We start from the raw sequence: 13,520 nt of genomic DNA on the forward strand, positions 1-13,520 counted from the left end.
CCTTACAGCGCTGCGCCTTCAACCTGAGGCTTCAGTCGATTCACCGCATTGGTTACTTCTTCATGATGGGGATGTATAGCCAAGGCCCGCGAATACGCGTCATAGGCTTTCTGAGGCTCTCCGATAATCTCAAAGATCAAACCCAGCCCATATATTGCCTCATAGTGGTTGGGGTTGAGGGTCAATGCATGCTCCAGATCAGCAGCCGCCATTCCGAACCGTTCAATTCCGAAAAAAGCCGAGGCACGTACATGCCAGCCTTCCGCAAATTCGGGTGCGTGATCTGTCAACGCTGTCAGATGATCCAATGCGGCGTCTACGTCTCCGTTTTCAAGCGCTTCGCGCCCTCGTTCCAACAACAGATCCGCCGAAGCTGAACCGGACTGTGCCCACAGCGCCTGCAACTGCCGATCCAGAGCCATAGCCTGTTCGGGCGTGGATTGGGCCAGTTGCTGCAGCAGCGCGTCTTCATCCCGCAAATCCGCCTGTTGCGCGAAGCAACTGGTGGAAAACGTGACTAGGACAACAAGTGCCGCAACGGTACCTTTGAGATTGTGGATTGCAATGCTCATAACAATCGTCAGTGTAGCGTTGCGACCGGGGATGTCCATTCACGGCGCACTAACAAAATGAGGAAAAGCATGAGCGAGATTCTTGAAAAGGCGGCAGCCGCGCTGAATGAAAAACTGGAAGGCGGCGCATTCGACGCCTCGGCCAAGTTTGCTATCGCCGATCTGGGCGCAATCGTGTTGGACGCAGACGGCGCGCGCGTCAGTGACGATGATGCGGACGTTACAATGAGCGCTGACGCCGAAACGTTCGAGCAAATCCTCAGCGGTGAGCTGAACCCTACGGGTGCTTTCATGTCGGGCAAGCTGACCATTGATGGCGACATGGGCGTTGCTATGAAACTCGCATCGGTGTTGGCCTGATGGAATTGACGCCGGCCCCTTTTTTTGAAGACGTGGCCGGCGGTCCCGCCGGTGGGAGCGCCCACTGGCTGATGACTTCTGACCAGATTCGAATCCGTGTGGGTCATTGGCGACCCGAAGGCGATGCGCATGGCACGGTGCTGATGTTTCCCGGTCGAACCGAATATATCGAGAAATACGGAAGCACCGCAGCCGAGTTCATCCAACGCGGCTTTGCCATGCTGGCGGTTGATTGGCGCGGTCAGGGCCTGGCGGACCGTTTGCTGGACAACCCTCGTATTGGCCATGTCGATCAGTTTACAGACTACCAGCATGACGTTCAGGCGACGCTAGATCTTGCCCGTGCGCTGGATCTGCCGAAACCCTGGCATGTGATCGGACACTCAATGGGCGGTGCTATTGGGTTACGCGCCGTGATAGAGCAGAAGTGCTTTGCCGCCTGTGCTTTCACCGGACCGATGTGGGGTATTTTCTTCACCCCGGTTATGAAACCCCTCAGTCGTGTGACAGCCTATTGGGGTACGGCGCTTGGTCTTGGTGAAAAGACACCTCCGACCACAACCCTGGAAAGCTATGTCCTGTCGCAACCGTTTGAAGGCAACATGCTGACCCGCGATGCGGCGATGTTTAAGATGATGCAGGATCAACTAAAGGCCCATCCCGAACTGGCGCTTGGTGCGCCTTCAAACCTTTGGCTGCGCGAGTCGCTGGACGAATGCACCTGGCTGATGGAACACCCCGCCCCAGACACACCTTGCCTGACCTTTCTGGGCAGCCACGAACAGATCGTCGACCGCAAGGCGATACGCACACGTATGGAAAACTGGCCAAACGGCACGCTTGTCGAAATCCCGGATGGCGAGCATGAAGTGTTGATGGAGGCACTGGAAGTGCGCGGTCCGGTTCTGGATCAGCTGGCCGCGCATTTTCAGTCCAACCCAACCGGCTAGGCCGTGGGCTGAAAAGATCGGCCCCTTTGCCCACTCAAAGGACTGTCCGCTTGTGATCCGGTCGCGCCGGCCCTAGATGTTTGCAAAAGATATCTACAAAAGGTGATCCATGCGCGACCTTCCCTTTCCCGTCCGTGACGCAAACGCAATGGGCGGTGCCGACAACCTTGGTAACCTTCCGGAATGGGATCTGAGCGATCTCTACACCTCGGAAGAAGCGCCCGAGCTTGAGCGTGACCTGGGCTGGCTGGAAGGCGAATGCGGCGCCTTTGCCGCGGATTACGAAGGCAAACTGGCCGAGCTGGACGCAGCCGGCTTGCTGAATTGTGTACAGCGCAATGAAAAGATCAATTCCATTGCCGGACGCATCATGTCCTTTGCTGGTCTGCGCTATTATCAACTGACCACGGATTCCGAGCGCGCCAAGTTCCTGTCAGACATGCAGGAAAAAATCACGATTTTCACCACGCCGCTGGTTTTTTTCACTCTGGAACTCAACCGTATCGACGACGATGTGCTAAAGGCTCATTTCGACGCCAATGCCGATTTGGCACGCTACGAGCCCGTTTTCCGCCGCATCAGAGCGATGAAGCCTTACCAGCTGTCCGATGAGCTGGAAAAATTCCTGCACGATCTGGGCGTTGTAGGTGATGCGTGGGAACGTCTGTTTGATGAAACCATAGCTGGACTGACCTTTGACGTTGACGGCGAAGAGCTGAATATCGAAGGCACCCTGAACCTGTTGACCGAGCAGGATCGCTCTAAGCGCGAAGCGGCTGCGCGGGAACTGGCATCGGTGTTTCAGGACAACATCAAAACCTTTGCCCGTGTTCACAACACACAGGCCAAGGAAAAGGAAATCGTCGACCGCTGGCGTAAAATGCCCACCGCGCAGACCGGGCGTCACTTGTCAAACGATGTAGAGCCCGAAGTGGTCGAAGCGCTGCGCGAGGCAGTTGTGGCCGCCTACCCCAAGCTGAGCCACCGTTATTATGAGCTGAAGCGCAAATGGCTCGGTCTGGATGTGATGCAGGTCTGGGACCGCAACGCGCCCTTGCCCATGGAAGACACACGCGTCGTCAATTGGGACGAAGCCGAAAAGACCGTCATGGACGCTTACAATGCCTTCGACCCACGCATGGGCGAGATCGCATCGCCGTTCTTCTCAAAGGGCTGGATCGACGCGGCGGTGAAGCCTGGCAAAGCGCCAGGTGCTTTTGCGCACCCGACAGTCACTGATGTCCACCCCTATGTGATGCTCAACTATCTGGGCAAACCACGTGATGTGATGACCCTGGCGCATGAGCTGGGCCATGGCGTGCATCAGGTGCTGGCCGCCGATCAGGGTGAGATGCTGTCCTCTACCCCGCTGACGCTGGCTGAAACAGCCTCGGTCTTTGGCGAAATGCTGACCTTCCGCAAGATGCTGGATCAAGCCGAAACCCCGGAACAGCGCAAGGTGCTGCTGGCCGGTAAAGTTGAGGACATGATCAACACCGTGGTCCGCCAGATTGCATTCTACGATTTTGAATGCAAGCTACATGCGGCCCGTCGCGAAGGCGAACTGACCCCGGATGACATCAACGCATTGTGGATGAGCGTTCAGGCCGAAAGCCTTGGCCCGGCATTTGAATTCATGGACGGGTACGAGACCTTCTGGGCCTACATCCCGCATTTTGTCCACTCACCCTTCTATGTCTACGCCTACGCCTTCGGTGATGGCCTCGTGAACGCGCTTTATTCGGTTTACGAAAGCGGAGCGGACGGGTTCGAAGACAAGTATTTCGAAATGTTGCGCGCGGGCGGATCGAAGCATCACAAGGAACTGCTGGCCCCATTCGGATTGGACGCGAGCGACCCGAAGTTCTGGGACAAGGGCCTGTCGATGATTTCTGGCTTTATTGACGAGCTGGAGGCGATGGAAGGCTGATCATTTTTGGTTCTTGGTTGTAAGGAATATGGCCAGGATAATCAAAACAGCCCCAAGGGCCGCAATTGGAGTGATTGTGGCCCCCAAAAACAAGGCTGAGTTGATGAAAGTAAATACGACGGACGCCGCGAACATCAACGTGGCTGTCAAGGTTGAAACCCGAGCGGCCGCCTCATACCAAAGGTAATAGGCCAATGCGGTAGGCAGGACGCCTAACAAGGTCAAAAACAAGACGTCGTTGGCTGTTGGCAGCTTAAACAAAAAAGCTGCCAACGGCAGCAACAGCACGCCCGCGCACAGGAAAATACCGAAAAGGAAGTTCAACCGCTCTTCTGTTGATTTTGAGCTGCGCATTGCACGGCTGCTGGAAACTAGAAACACTGCCCAGCTTAGCCCGGCTCCGATTTCCAGAAGATCGCCATAAAAAGGGTCTCCGCCGCCCTGAAAATCCCGGTAAACTGTTAGGAAAACTCCCAGAATTGCCAGCGCCGTGGCCAAGACATCTGCACGTGTCACCTGCGTGTCGGAAAAGAAATACAAGAAAATCAGAACAAAGAACGGAGCAGTATTCTCCAGTACCATGGCACTTGCCGCGCCTGTGTATTCAAGGCCAACATGGAATAGGATGTAGTTGATCACCGTCGACAAGACTGCGAGCCGAAAGTTCCAATCGCCCAACTTAATCGATACTGAAACCCGCATCACACGTAACATGCAATAGATCGCCAGAGCGGCGACAAACAGACGTGTTACAGCGATTTGCAGCCCGCCCAGATCGCTGGTCAGATAACGTACAATAACGCTGTGCGTGCCCCAAAGGAGCGCTGCCAGGAATCCCAGAACCAGACCATTTTGCGTCAGTTTGGTGCTGAGCATCGCTTTGTTCCGATTACTTCAACTGACTGTCTTTCGAACCTCGACGATTCACTCCACCCCTCAATTTGAACGCGCCATCGCGTTCTTGCTGGCAATCGAGGCAAAGTTTGACGCCCGGCAGTGCGATGCGTCGCTTTTCGGGAATGGGTTCTTCGCATTCCGCACAATGTGTCAGGCTTTCCCCCAAAGGCCGCTTTTGTGCCTGCATCCGCGCCAGCTCATCCGAAATCGACGCTTCGATCTGTTCGCTTACCGCGCCGTCACGCGCCCAACCTCCGGCCATGGCTCACCTCCTGAAACACAGGAGGATACGATAGCCGGTGCTTGAGCCGCTTAGCAAGTTACAGCGGCTCTGCGCCGACAAATACGCGGTCGATCATCTCTTGCGTGCTGCGCGAAAACTCCAGTGGACAGGGATAGTCCACCCCTTCGCGGACCGAACGGCAGAACGCCTCGACCTGTAGTTTGTAGTGGTCCGCACCGGGGAAACGGGTGATCTGAACCTCTAGCCCTGGACGATGCAGTTCGACTCGTGCCTCGCCGAACACTCGGGCATTGAAAGGGGTTGTCAGGCGGATCAGGCCCTGCTCGCCATGGAACACCATTTCCTGATGAGGGTGCGCGCGAATGGATACGTAGGCGGAATAGGTGAACCCCGGGAACTGGGCCCGGATTTCCGTAAAGACATCGATGTCATCCTGCCAACGGATTGCAGATTTTACGGACACGGGCTCTTCCCTGGTGGCAAAGCGTGCACCGCCGATCACATAGACGCCGATATCCCGCAAACCGCCGCCGCCGGTTTCAGCGCGGTTACGGATGTTCCCGGTATCCGCCCGATTGTCAAAACTGAACGCACCGGTCACATGCACCAAATTCCCGATGGCCCCATCCGCGATCAGATCACGGGCCAATTGCCATTGGGGGTGATGCACGATCATGTAAGCTTCGGCCACAAGCAGGCCGGTTTGATCGCGTTTGGCGATCAACGCGTCGAACTCATCTGCGCGCATAGTCATCGGCTTTTCGCATAGCACGTGCTTACCAGCGTCAAGGGCCTTCAGGCTCCATTCGACGTGCAAATGATTGGGCAGAGGGATGTAGATTGCGTCTATCCCTGGGTCCGCCAACAACGCGTCGTAACTGTTGTGAACTTGGAGGTCAGGGCAAAAAGACAGAAAAGGGTCCGCCTTTGCCGCGTCAGAGGTCGCCAGGGCCGCCAACTGCGCGCCGTAGGCGGAATGGATCGCTGGCGCCATATATTCCCGCGCAAATTTCGCGGCCCCCAAAACGCCAAACTGAACAGGTCTTTGCATCGCGCCCTCCCTATTTGTCCACGCCAATTTGTTCAATCATCGCAAGAATAAACGATGTGACGCTTTCAAAATGTCATCGAAATAAAGCACGCCTTTCCCGTAGCATGCAAGCTGGCCCGCCGCCACTTATTCACTTTTCCTGATCCGTTTCCGTGTCTGCCCGTAGCAAACATATCGACAAGTGCGCAGCGCAATTATGTCTGCCGCTTGTCTTGATCAGACGTAACCAATTGGGTGGGAGAAACCAAAAACGATGGATATGCAGACGACAACCAAGGATCAGCAAACCATAACCGGGATTGTCCTGAACAGCGGCGCGCCGGGCACCTTTGACGAAAACCCGGATGACTTTGACATATTGCGTGAAGCAGCGATTGCAGCAGGGCTTGTCGGAACATTGGATAGCCCTGAAGTGGATTTGACGGTCTTAGCACCGAAGGATTCAGCGTTCATAAATTTGGCCCAAACCCTTGGCTTCGCGGGCGATGACGAGGCGGAAGCGCTGAATTTTATCGTCAAGGCACTCACGCTTCTTGGTGGCGGAGATCCTTTGCCCTTGCTGACCGATATCCTCAAGTACCATGTGGTTGACGGAGAATTCACCAAGGACGCCGTGGTTGCGCTGGGTAACGGTGCTGAGATTAACACCCTTCTGGGATCATCTCTTGAACTGAACCTGGAAACGTCACCACCGAGCTTGGTTGATGCGGACGCTGCTATTACTGACCCAAACCTGGTTGCATTTGACGTGGATGCGTCCAATGGGATCATTCACGTGCTGGACGGCGTGCTGCTTCCGGTATCGGTATCAAGCATACTGGGTCAGAAAAATACCGATTTCATTCTGGGTGATGACACTGACGAGTTCATTTTCACCGGGAAGGGTCAGGATTTCATCCATGGCGGTGGTGGTCGCGATGTTATCAAAGCGGGTAAAGGCAATGACGTAGCTCTTGGCGGCGACGGGAATGACATCGTTTTTGGCGGGCGCGGCAAGGATATTTTGCGCGGCGATGATGGCCACGATAAAATCTACGGAGGTCGCGGCGCTGACCTGATCGATGGCGGTGCTGGCGATGACATCCTGATCGGCGGACGCGGCAAGGATACTTTCGTCATGGAGAACGGAGGTGGGGACGACTTGATCCTCGATTTTCGCGCTGGCAAAGACAAGATTGATCTGTCCGGATATGACGGGATTACCAGCTATGAAGATATCGAAGACGACATCTCTGGTGGGTTCTTGCGCACAGAGATTGAATTGGACGATGGCGACAGCATCGTACTGACTGGTGTTCGCCCAGGTCAGCTCTCGGAAGACGATTTTGTTTTCGTTTGAAGCGAAACAAACCAGCCCGCAGAGATTGCGGGCTGGTTTTTCGGTCAGCTGGTTGCCAGCATGCCTTTTTCACGGGCCAGATCCCGCATTTTCTTTTGCAGTTTTTCAAACGCGCGCACCTCGATCTGACGGATACGTTCGCGGCTGACGTTGTACTGCGTGCTCAGCTCTTCCAGTGTCACCGGCTGATCCATCAACCGGCGCTGGGTCAGGATGTCCTTTTCCCGATCGTTCAGAACATCCAGTGCTGCGGTCAGCAACTCGCGGCGGGCTTCCAATTCATCGCGCGCCTCATAGTCACCCGCCTGATCGGCATCTTCATCTTCCAGCCAATCCTGCCATTGCATCGTGCCCTCGCCTTCGGACCCAACGGTCGCGTTCAGCGAGGCATCCCCACCGGACATACGGCGGTTCATGCTGATGACTTCCTCTTCGGTCACACCCAGATCATTGGCGATTTGAGCGACATTTTCCGGTCTCAGATCGCCTTCCTCCAACGCGCCGATACGAGCCTTGGCCTTGCGCAGGTTGAAGAACAGCTTTTTCTGAGCCGAGGTTGTACCCAGCTTCACCAATGACCACGACCGCAGGATATATTCCTGAATCGAGGCGCGAATCCACCACATGGCATAGGTCGCCAACCGGAAGCCTTTTTCAGGATCAAACCGTTTGACCGCTTGCATCAGGCCCACATTTGCCTCGGAAATCACTTCGGCCTGCGGCAGGCCATAGCCGCGATAGCCCATGGCGATCTTGGCTGCCAGACGCAGGTGAGATGTCACCATCCTATGCGCGGATTCGGTGTCCTGCTCTTCGACCCAGCGCTTGGCCAGCATGTATTCTTCTTCCGGCTCCAGCAGGGGAAACTTGCGGATTTCCTGCATATAGCGATTCAGGCCGCCCTCGGGCGTCGGTGCGGGGAGATTTGCGTAGTTTGCCATTATGATGTCCCTCCGACAAATGTTTAAGTCTTTAACATAGGATATGGGTAAGGAACCCTGCCTATTCAAGAGGTGCTGTTATCAGTCTGAAATTAAACTTCTGTTAAGGGAAGATAAGAAACTCTTTCTCACGGGACTTTGCTTATTGTGACACTGGTTTGCGCAGCCCTGCAATCAGGGATTTCATATCTTGCGGCAGGTCAGCCTCGAACCGCAGGTTTTCGCCGGTCACCGGGTGTTCGAAGCCCAAAACCGCTGCATGAAGGGCCTGACGCGGGAAATCGCGGACAGATTCAGCAGCCGAAAGCGAAAACGCCTTGGCAGACAGCTTGCGCTTGCCGCCGTAAACTGGGTCTCCGACCAGCCCATGCCCTGCATGAGCCATATGCACACGGATCTGATGGGTGCGTCCGGTTTCCAGCCAGCATTCGATCAAGGCCAGCCCTGCGGGTGTACCAAAACTCTCAACAACCCGTGCACGCGTTACTGCGTGGCGCCCCCCGTGAAACAGAACCGCCTGCCTCTGACGGTCTGTCTTGTGCCGCGCAAGCTGCGTGGTCACGCGCATGATGTTGCCGGGTTCGAAACTGACGCCTTTGACACCGCGCAAACGTGGATCGTTTGCGTCCGGCACTCCGTAGCACACGGCGCGGTAATACCGTTCGACACTATGGGCTGCGAATTGCTCGGCCAGGCCGTGGTGTGCAGCGTCCGATTTTGCCACCACCAAAAGGCCACTGGTTTCCTTGTCGATCCGATGCACGATGCCCGGACGTTTTACCCCACCAACACCTGACAGATCATCCCCGCAATGGTGCAGCAACGCGTTCACCAGAGTGCCGCTTGGCGAACCCGGCGCGGGATGCACGACCATGCCTGCGTGCTTGTTCACAACGATTACGTCCGCATCTTCAAAGACAACCTCAAGCGGGATGTCTTCGGGGCCGATATGGCTGTCTTCGGCCTCGGCCACGACGATGGTAATATGTGCTCCTTCCGAGACTTTTGCCTTAGGGTCACGTGCTTCGCGCCCGTCGATCTGAACCGCACCCTCTTCGATCAGACGCGCCAACCTGGTGCGCGACAGGTTTTCACCGTCTGGCACATCCCTCGAAAGCGCCTTATCAAGGCGTGACGGCGGATCAGCCGCGATCTGAAACTCAATCTGGCGGGTGCCCATGACTGTCCCTTCCGAACCCCAAGAACCGCAGGAAACACCGCAGCTGCGATTGCTGCGGCGGATGGTCATGTTGTTGACCGCGGTGATGATTGGCGGGGTTCTAGTGACATTCGCCCTGATTGTCATCCGCCTATCGGACCGCACCCCCACCCTTCCGGATCAGATCGAGTTGCCGGACGGCGCGAAGGCCCAGGCGCTGACCATCGGCTCTAACTGGTATGCAGTTGTCACGGATGACAACCGTGTTCTGATCTTTGACAAAACGACCGGAAAGCTGCGCCAAGAGATTGCTGTTGAATGAGCCTGAGCAACATTTGATCCGCCTACTGGATCTTTAACGCAGGCTAACTGGCGTTTGGAAACAAAGATGTTCCGACCCATGCAGCGCCCAATTGCTGATCCAGCGCATCTGAGCGTATCTTCTGCTTTCCCGCAGTTGGAGACAAAGCAACTTCGCGCAAGCAGATCTTTTCCCCGACCAAGCACAAGTTTATTCTGGCGAATTCGACATCTTTTGCCAGGGTTTCAGCGATCTGAATCATGTCATTGAATTGCGCAGGCTGCGGCTCTGTATCCGAACTGCTAGGGAAAAAAAGCTCTTGGGCCAGATAATTGTATTCGCGGTCGTGTAACATCTGAATGCGTCCGCGCGCGCTGTCTCGATCTACCTGCACCAAAGTCACGCGCCCGGCAATTACCCAGAACTGCCATTCAGTGACAGACTGTTCACCAACAGTCTGATCTTGTTCGATCCAATAGGATGGCTTGCTGGTAACGCGCCACCAATCACCGGTCCAAAAACCCTCTGGCGTTTTGGTCTTGTGCCACGCCGCCATCTGAGCGTTCGCCTCATTACGCTTAGCATCGTCCATTGGAAGCGACAGAGAAATCTGGTGCGATGCGCTGGCTGAGCCTTTCAGGCTATACTGCCCAGGCTCGCATTCAAGCTTGTCCGGCAAGCCCGGAACATGTGCATGCCACACTCGATTAGGCACGGTCAGGCGATCCGGCAGCCTTTCAAAAGCCATGTCGTTGTCGGCGATGAACGCTTGTGGGACAGCCCCCAAAAGCTTCATGACCAACAGCTTTTCCATAAATGTGCTTGGGTCACAGAGATCGGGTAGATGGCGATGGCTTTCGGCGAAATTGAACATAGCCAACGCGAGCGCATTCAGCCGCGCTGCATCGCTGCGGTAGTGATCCCAGCCTCGCAAAAACCCCTGAGGCGGTGGGTCGTTTACACCAAAGAGATTGCCAGCAGTGATCTTGTCCAACTCGGCCTGTGCTGCCTTCAGATAGTCTTCCCGGTCGGACAGCAAGGCCGTTGACATTGCCCCACCCGTAGCCTTTCGAATATCTTCGGTTGTTGCGCGAAGCCCAGGCAAATTTGCCGGAAACTCGATCGGCTTGGGTCCTTTTCTGCCATGGCGCGGCAAAGGCGCATCGCTGGCGCGGATGCCTAAGTTCCGCAGGCGCCTGTCGAGGAAGGAATGCCGTTTGATCCCATTGGCGATCCACCACCGCATTCGGCGGCCCCACAAATGCACGGCAAGAGTATTTTCCTTGATATAGGTCTCTCTGAATTCTCGAACGTGAATGTCGTTGGCTTGCCCTGCCTGACGGAACGGTAGCGGATAAAACACGGGGATTGGGCTGGCATGCTTCAACTCATCGTGTTGACGCAGATACCAGGTCATAACGCCCGGACCGTAAACACTGTGTTCCTGATCTGAAGCGTGCGGCAACTCTCCAGCACTCTTCATGCGCTCCAGCTCTTCCCGTTCTTCTCCTTCAACCCAAGGGCGGATGGGGTACGGGTCCTTGCTGTAGTCGATATACGCGTCTAGCGCCGGACTGTCGGCTGGCAGCCGCATCACAGCATTGCAAATCGTGTCTCGGTTGTAATAGCCAAAGATATGATCTATTTTTGGGATCGAAGCCAGCGCCACAACATCCGTGTCACACCACAGGAAGTCCGTCTTTTTCATCAACTGAAGTCTGAAAATGTCAGATTGCGGTACAGGTGTTTTGAATTGATTGTTCATAATGAACTGTTTCGGCTCATGCACCTCGTTGGCAGATACCAATTCGACACCAGAAGGCACGTTTTCCACCTGACCGTAGTGAAACAGAACCACTCTGTGCCCTTGTTCGACAAAGGACAACATGCACATCTGTTCCAGAAAACTCAGACGCCCTTCCATCCAGAGCATCCCAATCGTCGGCAGAGAGCGATCCGCAGCCATTTCAATATTCTCCGAGGGGGGGTCTGTTAGGATTCTGATCGATGTTCATCGGGCACAGGAATGGGCTCTGCTGAAAGTCGTTCCCGCACAGTACGGTCCTTCTTGACGAATTCCACAGCCGGTTTGGCGAGCAGTTTCTGGTACAGTTCATGATAGTCAGGTTGCTTCAGAAGATCGTTAATCAGTGCCTTATGCCAACGGAACGATTTTCTGTGTAACCGTTTGAGGCGGTCATCTGCGCGGAACTCTTCCAACACGGCGTCTACCTCATCCTTGTATCGCAAGATCGTTGCGTCCTGCGCACCACCTCGGTTCCAGCGATCCCAATAGTCCGTTCCAAGGGTCTGAGACGAGTGGTTCGCCCTGCCCCGGCTGCGCTTGGCCAGATAAGCCTGGGTGGACCGAACCGCATAATGGTTGATTTGCGCGACTTCGAAACCAAACGGAGGTGCGACGTGATTGCCGAAGGGTGCCGGTTCCTTTGCGTGGCCACCTGGGACCGACCTGAAGACGGCCGCCTGAAACTCGGCTCTGGGATGAGGGTTGTGCAATCCATAGCGTAGATACACATCGCCCTGTCGAAACATGGATTTTACAAATCGGCGCCCGGCCCCGCCCTGTTCATAGTCCAACTCACCATCAAAGAACTGCTGCGTGATGGGCATATCGCGCAACACATGTCGACCGTTGTTGGAAAAAATCTTCCACGGGATCGAGATGACGTCGACACCGGGCGTTGCTTCGATCAGATCATCAACTTTGTGATTACCAACGTGGATATTCAGAAATTCATCCGCATCGCCCACGTGAATCCATTTGGCGTTTTTCACCACTGGCAAACGGCGCGCCTGCCTAAGGGCGGAACGATGAATACCGCCTGTTCCAACGCGATTTTTGTGAAACTCGACATGGCCCAAGTCTTGTAAACGGCGCAGTATTTGGTTTGTGCCGTCCGTACAGTCATTTGTGTAGACGATTATTCTGTCGAACCCCAACACCTTGTGATGGGCGACCCATTCCAAAATATAGGGCCCTTCGTTCTTCATCGCAGTGATGAGAATTTTTTCAGGCTTGACCATCGTTGTCACTCGATCCTACCGCTTAGCCAGTTTGCCCTTTACTGTCATCCTGCGGCACAATCTTTTCGATGGCGATCTGAGCGCCGGCAATAGCCCGGATACGCAGGGCACGTGGATGTTTGCCCAGAAACTCATTCACCGCACGGATCACGCCGTCACCCCACCATCCGCGACGGTGGTAATCGTCAAAGGCCATGATCCCGCCGGGCTTGATCTTGGGAAACAGCGCCACGAGGTCGGCAGTCACGCCTTCATAGGAGTGGTCGCCATCGACATAGGCAAACGAAATGCTTTCGTCATCGAACAATTCGAGCGCAGGGACAGAAAAGTCTCGGATAATGCCAACCTTGCCTTCTTCGATCTCTTTTTCAAAAGATTTGACCACCTTCTGGAAGATGGCCTCCATCTTTTCATCTTCGGTTCGGCCGACAAACGCAGTGGTGTGCGACTCTTCCCCGATGTGTTTCCACGGATCGATAAGAAACAGCTGACTGGGCTCAAGCAGTTTCAAAATGGTCGGAGAGAACTCACCCTGCCAAACACCGATCTCAACTGCTACGCCCCCTTTGGGAAGGCGCGACAAGAACGTGCGGCGGATCGCTTCCTTGGTATTCTTGCGCTTGGTAACCTTGTCGGCTTTAGGCTTTTCCTTATGCCCCGGCACGGCACCGATGATTTGGGGTTCGTTTGCCATCTCAACCTCGTTCTGCTTATGCGGCGGGCACTACCGA

The 13,520-nt window shown here is 55.2% G+C and carries 14 protein-coding genes; 5 read left to right on the top strand and 9 right to left on the bottom strand.

What is annotated here, in order from left to right; all coding sequences use genetic code 11:
- Positions 1-2: 2 nt before the first annotated feature.
- The gene (locus tag GOV85_RS02310; protein ID WP_171174626.1) at positions 3-611 is read right to left on the bottom strand and encodes a tetratricopeptide repeat protein; all 609 of its coding nucleotides are present in this window, start codon (positions 609-611) and stop codon (positions 3-5) included.
- Positions 612-641: 30 nt separating this feature from the next.
- Between GOV85_RS02310 and GOV85_RS02315 the strand changes: the two genes are divergently transcribed.
- The 3 genes from GOV85_RS02315 (at position 642) to GOV85_RS02325 (ending at position 3,812) form a co-directional block, all read left to right on the top strand.
- Positions 642-932 (top strand): SCP2 sterol-binding domain-containing protein, encoded by a 291-nt coding sequence (locus GOV85_RS02315; RefSeq protein WP_171174628.1) that lies wholly within the window; start codon positions 642-644, stop codon positions 930-932.
- Positions 932-1,882, top strand: a complete 951-nt coding sequence (locus GOV85_RS02320) for an alpha/beta hydrolase (protein ID WP_171174630.1) — start codon at positions 932-934, stop codon at positions 1,880-1,882. The genes GOV85_RS02315 and GOV85_RS02320 overlap by 1 nt, the downstream gene beginning before the upstream one ends.
- 109 nt (positions 1,883-1,991) lie before the next feature.
- Positions 1,992-3,812: a M3 family oligoendopeptidase gene (locus tag GOV85_RS02325; protein ID WP_171174632.1), complete on the top strand. Its 1,821-nt coding sequence runs from the start codon at positions 1,992-1,994 to the stop codon at positions 3,810-3,812.
- Here the strand turns inward: GOV85_RS02325 and GOV85_RS02330 are convergent, their stop codons facing one another.
- The 3 genes from GOV85_RS02330 to GOV85_RS02340 are packed head-to-tail and all read right to left on the bottom strand — an operon-like array spanning position 3,813 to position 6,004.
- Complete coding sequence (locus tag GOV85_RS02330) at positions 3,813-4,688, bottom strand: DMT family transporter (protein ID WP_171174633.1); 876 nt, start codon at positions 4,686-4,688, stop codon at positions 3,813-3,815. It abuts the gene before it with no gap.
- 13 nt (positions 4,689-4,701) lie between these two features.
- Positions 4,702-4,971, bottom strand: a complete 270-nt coding sequence (locus GOV85_RS02335) for a DksA/TraR family C4-type zinc finger protein (protein ID WP_171174636.1) — start codon at positions 4,969-4,971, stop codon at positions 4,702-4,704.
- Between the two features lie 58 nt (positions 4,972-5,029).
- Positions 5,030-6,004: a Gfo/Idh/MocA family protein gene (locus GOV85_RS02340; protein WP_171174638.1), complete on the bottom strand. Its 975-nt coding sequence runs from the start codon at positions 6,002-6,004 to the stop codon at positions 5,030-5,032.
- 259 nt (positions 6,005-6,263) lie between these two features.
- Between GOV85_RS02340 and GOV85_RS02345 the strand changes: the two genes are divergently transcribed.
- Positions 6,264-7,343 carry a fasciclin domain-containing protein gene (locus GOV85_RS02345; RefSeq protein ID WP_171174641.1) on the top strand — a complete coding sequence of 360 codons (1,080 nt, stop codon included), beginning with the start codon at positions 6,264-6,266 and terminating at the stop codon, positions 7,341-7,343.
- Positions 7,344-7,387: 44 nt separating this feature from the next.
- Here the strand turns inward: GOV85_RS02345 and rpoH are convergent, their stop codons facing one another.
- Together rpoH and GOV85_RS02355 are read right to left on the bottom strand one after the other, a co-directional pair.
- Complete coding sequence (rpoH, locus tag GOV85_RS02350; protein ID WP_171174643.1) at positions 7,388-8,284, bottom strand: RNA polymerase sigma factor RpoH; 897 nt, start codon at positions 8,282-8,284, stop codon at positions 7,388-7,390.
- Positions 8,285-8,426: 142 nt separating this feature from the next.
- The gene (locus tag GOV85_RS02355; RefSeq protein WP_171174645.1) at positions 8,427-9,464 is read right to left on the bottom strand and encodes an RluA family pseudouridine synthase; all 1,038 of its coding nucleotides are present in this window, start codon (positions 9,462-9,464) and stop codon (positions 8,427-8,429) included.
- On the opposite strand from GOV85_RS02355, the gene GOV85_RS02360 reads away from it, so the two are divergent.
- Positions 9,463-9,765: a DUF6476 family protein gene (locus GOV85_RS02360; protein ID WP_171174647.1), complete on the top strand. Its 303-nt coding sequence runs from the start codon at positions 9,463-9,465 to the stop codon at positions 9,763-9,765. The two genes, GOV85_RS02355 and GOV85_RS02360, sit on opposite strands and share 2 nt — an antisense overlap.
- 43 nt (positions 9,766-9,808) lie before the next feature.
- Here GOV85_RS02360 and GOV85_RS02365 read toward each other — a convergent pair whose 3' ends face one another.
- Genes GOV85_RS02365 through GOV85_RS02375 form a run of 3 tightly spaced genes read right to left on the bottom strand, consistent with a single transcriptional unit; the run spans position 9,809 to position 13,483 of the window.
- Positions 9,809-11,710 (bottom strand): ATP-grasp fold amidoligase family protein, encoded by a 1,902-nt coding sequence (locus tag GOV85_RS02365; protein WP_171174649.1) that lies wholly within the window; start codon positions 11,708-11,710, stop codon positions 9,809-9,811.
- A 26-nt stretch (positions 11,711-11,736) separates the two neighbouring features.
- Positions 11,737-12,756 (bottom strand): glycosyltransferase family 2 protein, encoded by a 1,020-nt coding sequence (locus tag GOV85_RS02370; protein WP_171176195.1) that lies wholly within the window; start codon positions 12,754-12,756, stop codon positions 11,737-11,739.
- 55 nt (positions 12,757-12,811) lie between these two features.
- Positions 12,812-13,483, bottom strand: a complete 672-nt coding sequence (locus GOV85_RS02375) for a class I SAM-dependent methyltransferase (RefSeq protein ID WP_171174651.1) — start codon at positions 13,481-13,483, stop codon at positions 12,812-12,814.
- Between the last annotated feature and the right edge of the window lie 37 nt (positions 13,484-13,520).

Source organism: Ruegeria sp. HKCCA4633 (assembly GCF_013034605.1).
Classification (GTDB): Bacteria; Pseudomonadota; Alphaproteobacteria; order Rhodobacterales; family Rhodobacteraceae; genus Ruegeria.

Coding starts and splice junctions, on each gene's coding strand:
- GOV85_RS02330 (WP_171174633.1), bottom strand. CDS start 4,688: ATGCTCAGCACCAAACTGACGCAAAATGGTCTGGTTCTGGGATTCCTG.
- GOV85_RS02310 (WP_171174626.1), bottom strand. CDS start 611: ATGGACATCCCCGGTCGCAACGCTACACTGACGATTGTTATGAGCATT.
- rpoH (WP_171174643.1), bottom strand. CDS start 8,284: ATGGCAAACTACGCAAATCTCCCCGCACCGACGCCCGAGGGCGGCCTG.
- GOV85_RS02360 (WP_171174647.1), top strand. CDS start 9,463: ATGACTGTCCCTTCCGAACCCCAAGAACCGCAGGAAACACCGCAGCTG.
- GOV85_RS02340 (WP_171174638.1), bottom strand. CDS start 6,004: ATGCAAAGACCTGTTCAGTTTGGCGTTTTGGGGGCCGCGAAATTTGCG.
- GOV85_RS02315 (WP_171174628.1), top strand. CDS start 642: ATGAGCGAGATTCTTGAAAAGGCGGCAGCCGCGCTGAATGAAAAACTG.
- GOV85_RS02370 (WP_171176195.1), bottom strand. CDS start 12,756: ATGAAGAACGAAGGGCCCTATATTTTGGAATGGGTCGCCCATCACAAG.
- GOV85_RS02325 (WP_171174632.1), top strand. CDS start 1,992: ATGCGCGACCTTCCCTTTCCCGTCCGTGACGCAAACGCAATGGGCGGT.
- GOV85_RS02335 (WP_171174636.1), bottom strand. CDS start 4,971: ATGGCCGGAGGTTGGGCGCGTGACGGCGCGGTAAGCGAACAGATCGAA.
- GOV85_RS02320 (WP_171174630.1), top strand. CDS start 932: ATGGAATTGACGCCGGCCCCTTTTTTTGAAGACGTGGCCGGCGGTCCC.
- GOV85_RS02365 (WP_171174649.1), bottom strand. CDS start 11,710: ATGGCTGCGGATCGCTCTCTGCCGACGATTGGGATGCTCTGGATGGAA.
- GOV85_RS02375 (WP_171174651.1), bottom strand. CDS start 13,483: ATGGCAAACGAACCCCAAATCATCGGTGCCGTGCCGGGGCATAAGGAA.
- GOV85_RS02355 (WP_171174645.1), bottom strand. CDS start 9,464: ATGGGCACCCGCCAGATTGAGTTTCAGATCGCGGCTGATCCGCCGTCA.
- GOV85_RS02345 (WP_171174641.1), top strand. CDS start 6,264: ATGCAGACGACAACCAAGGATCAGCAAACCATAACCGGGATTGTCCTG.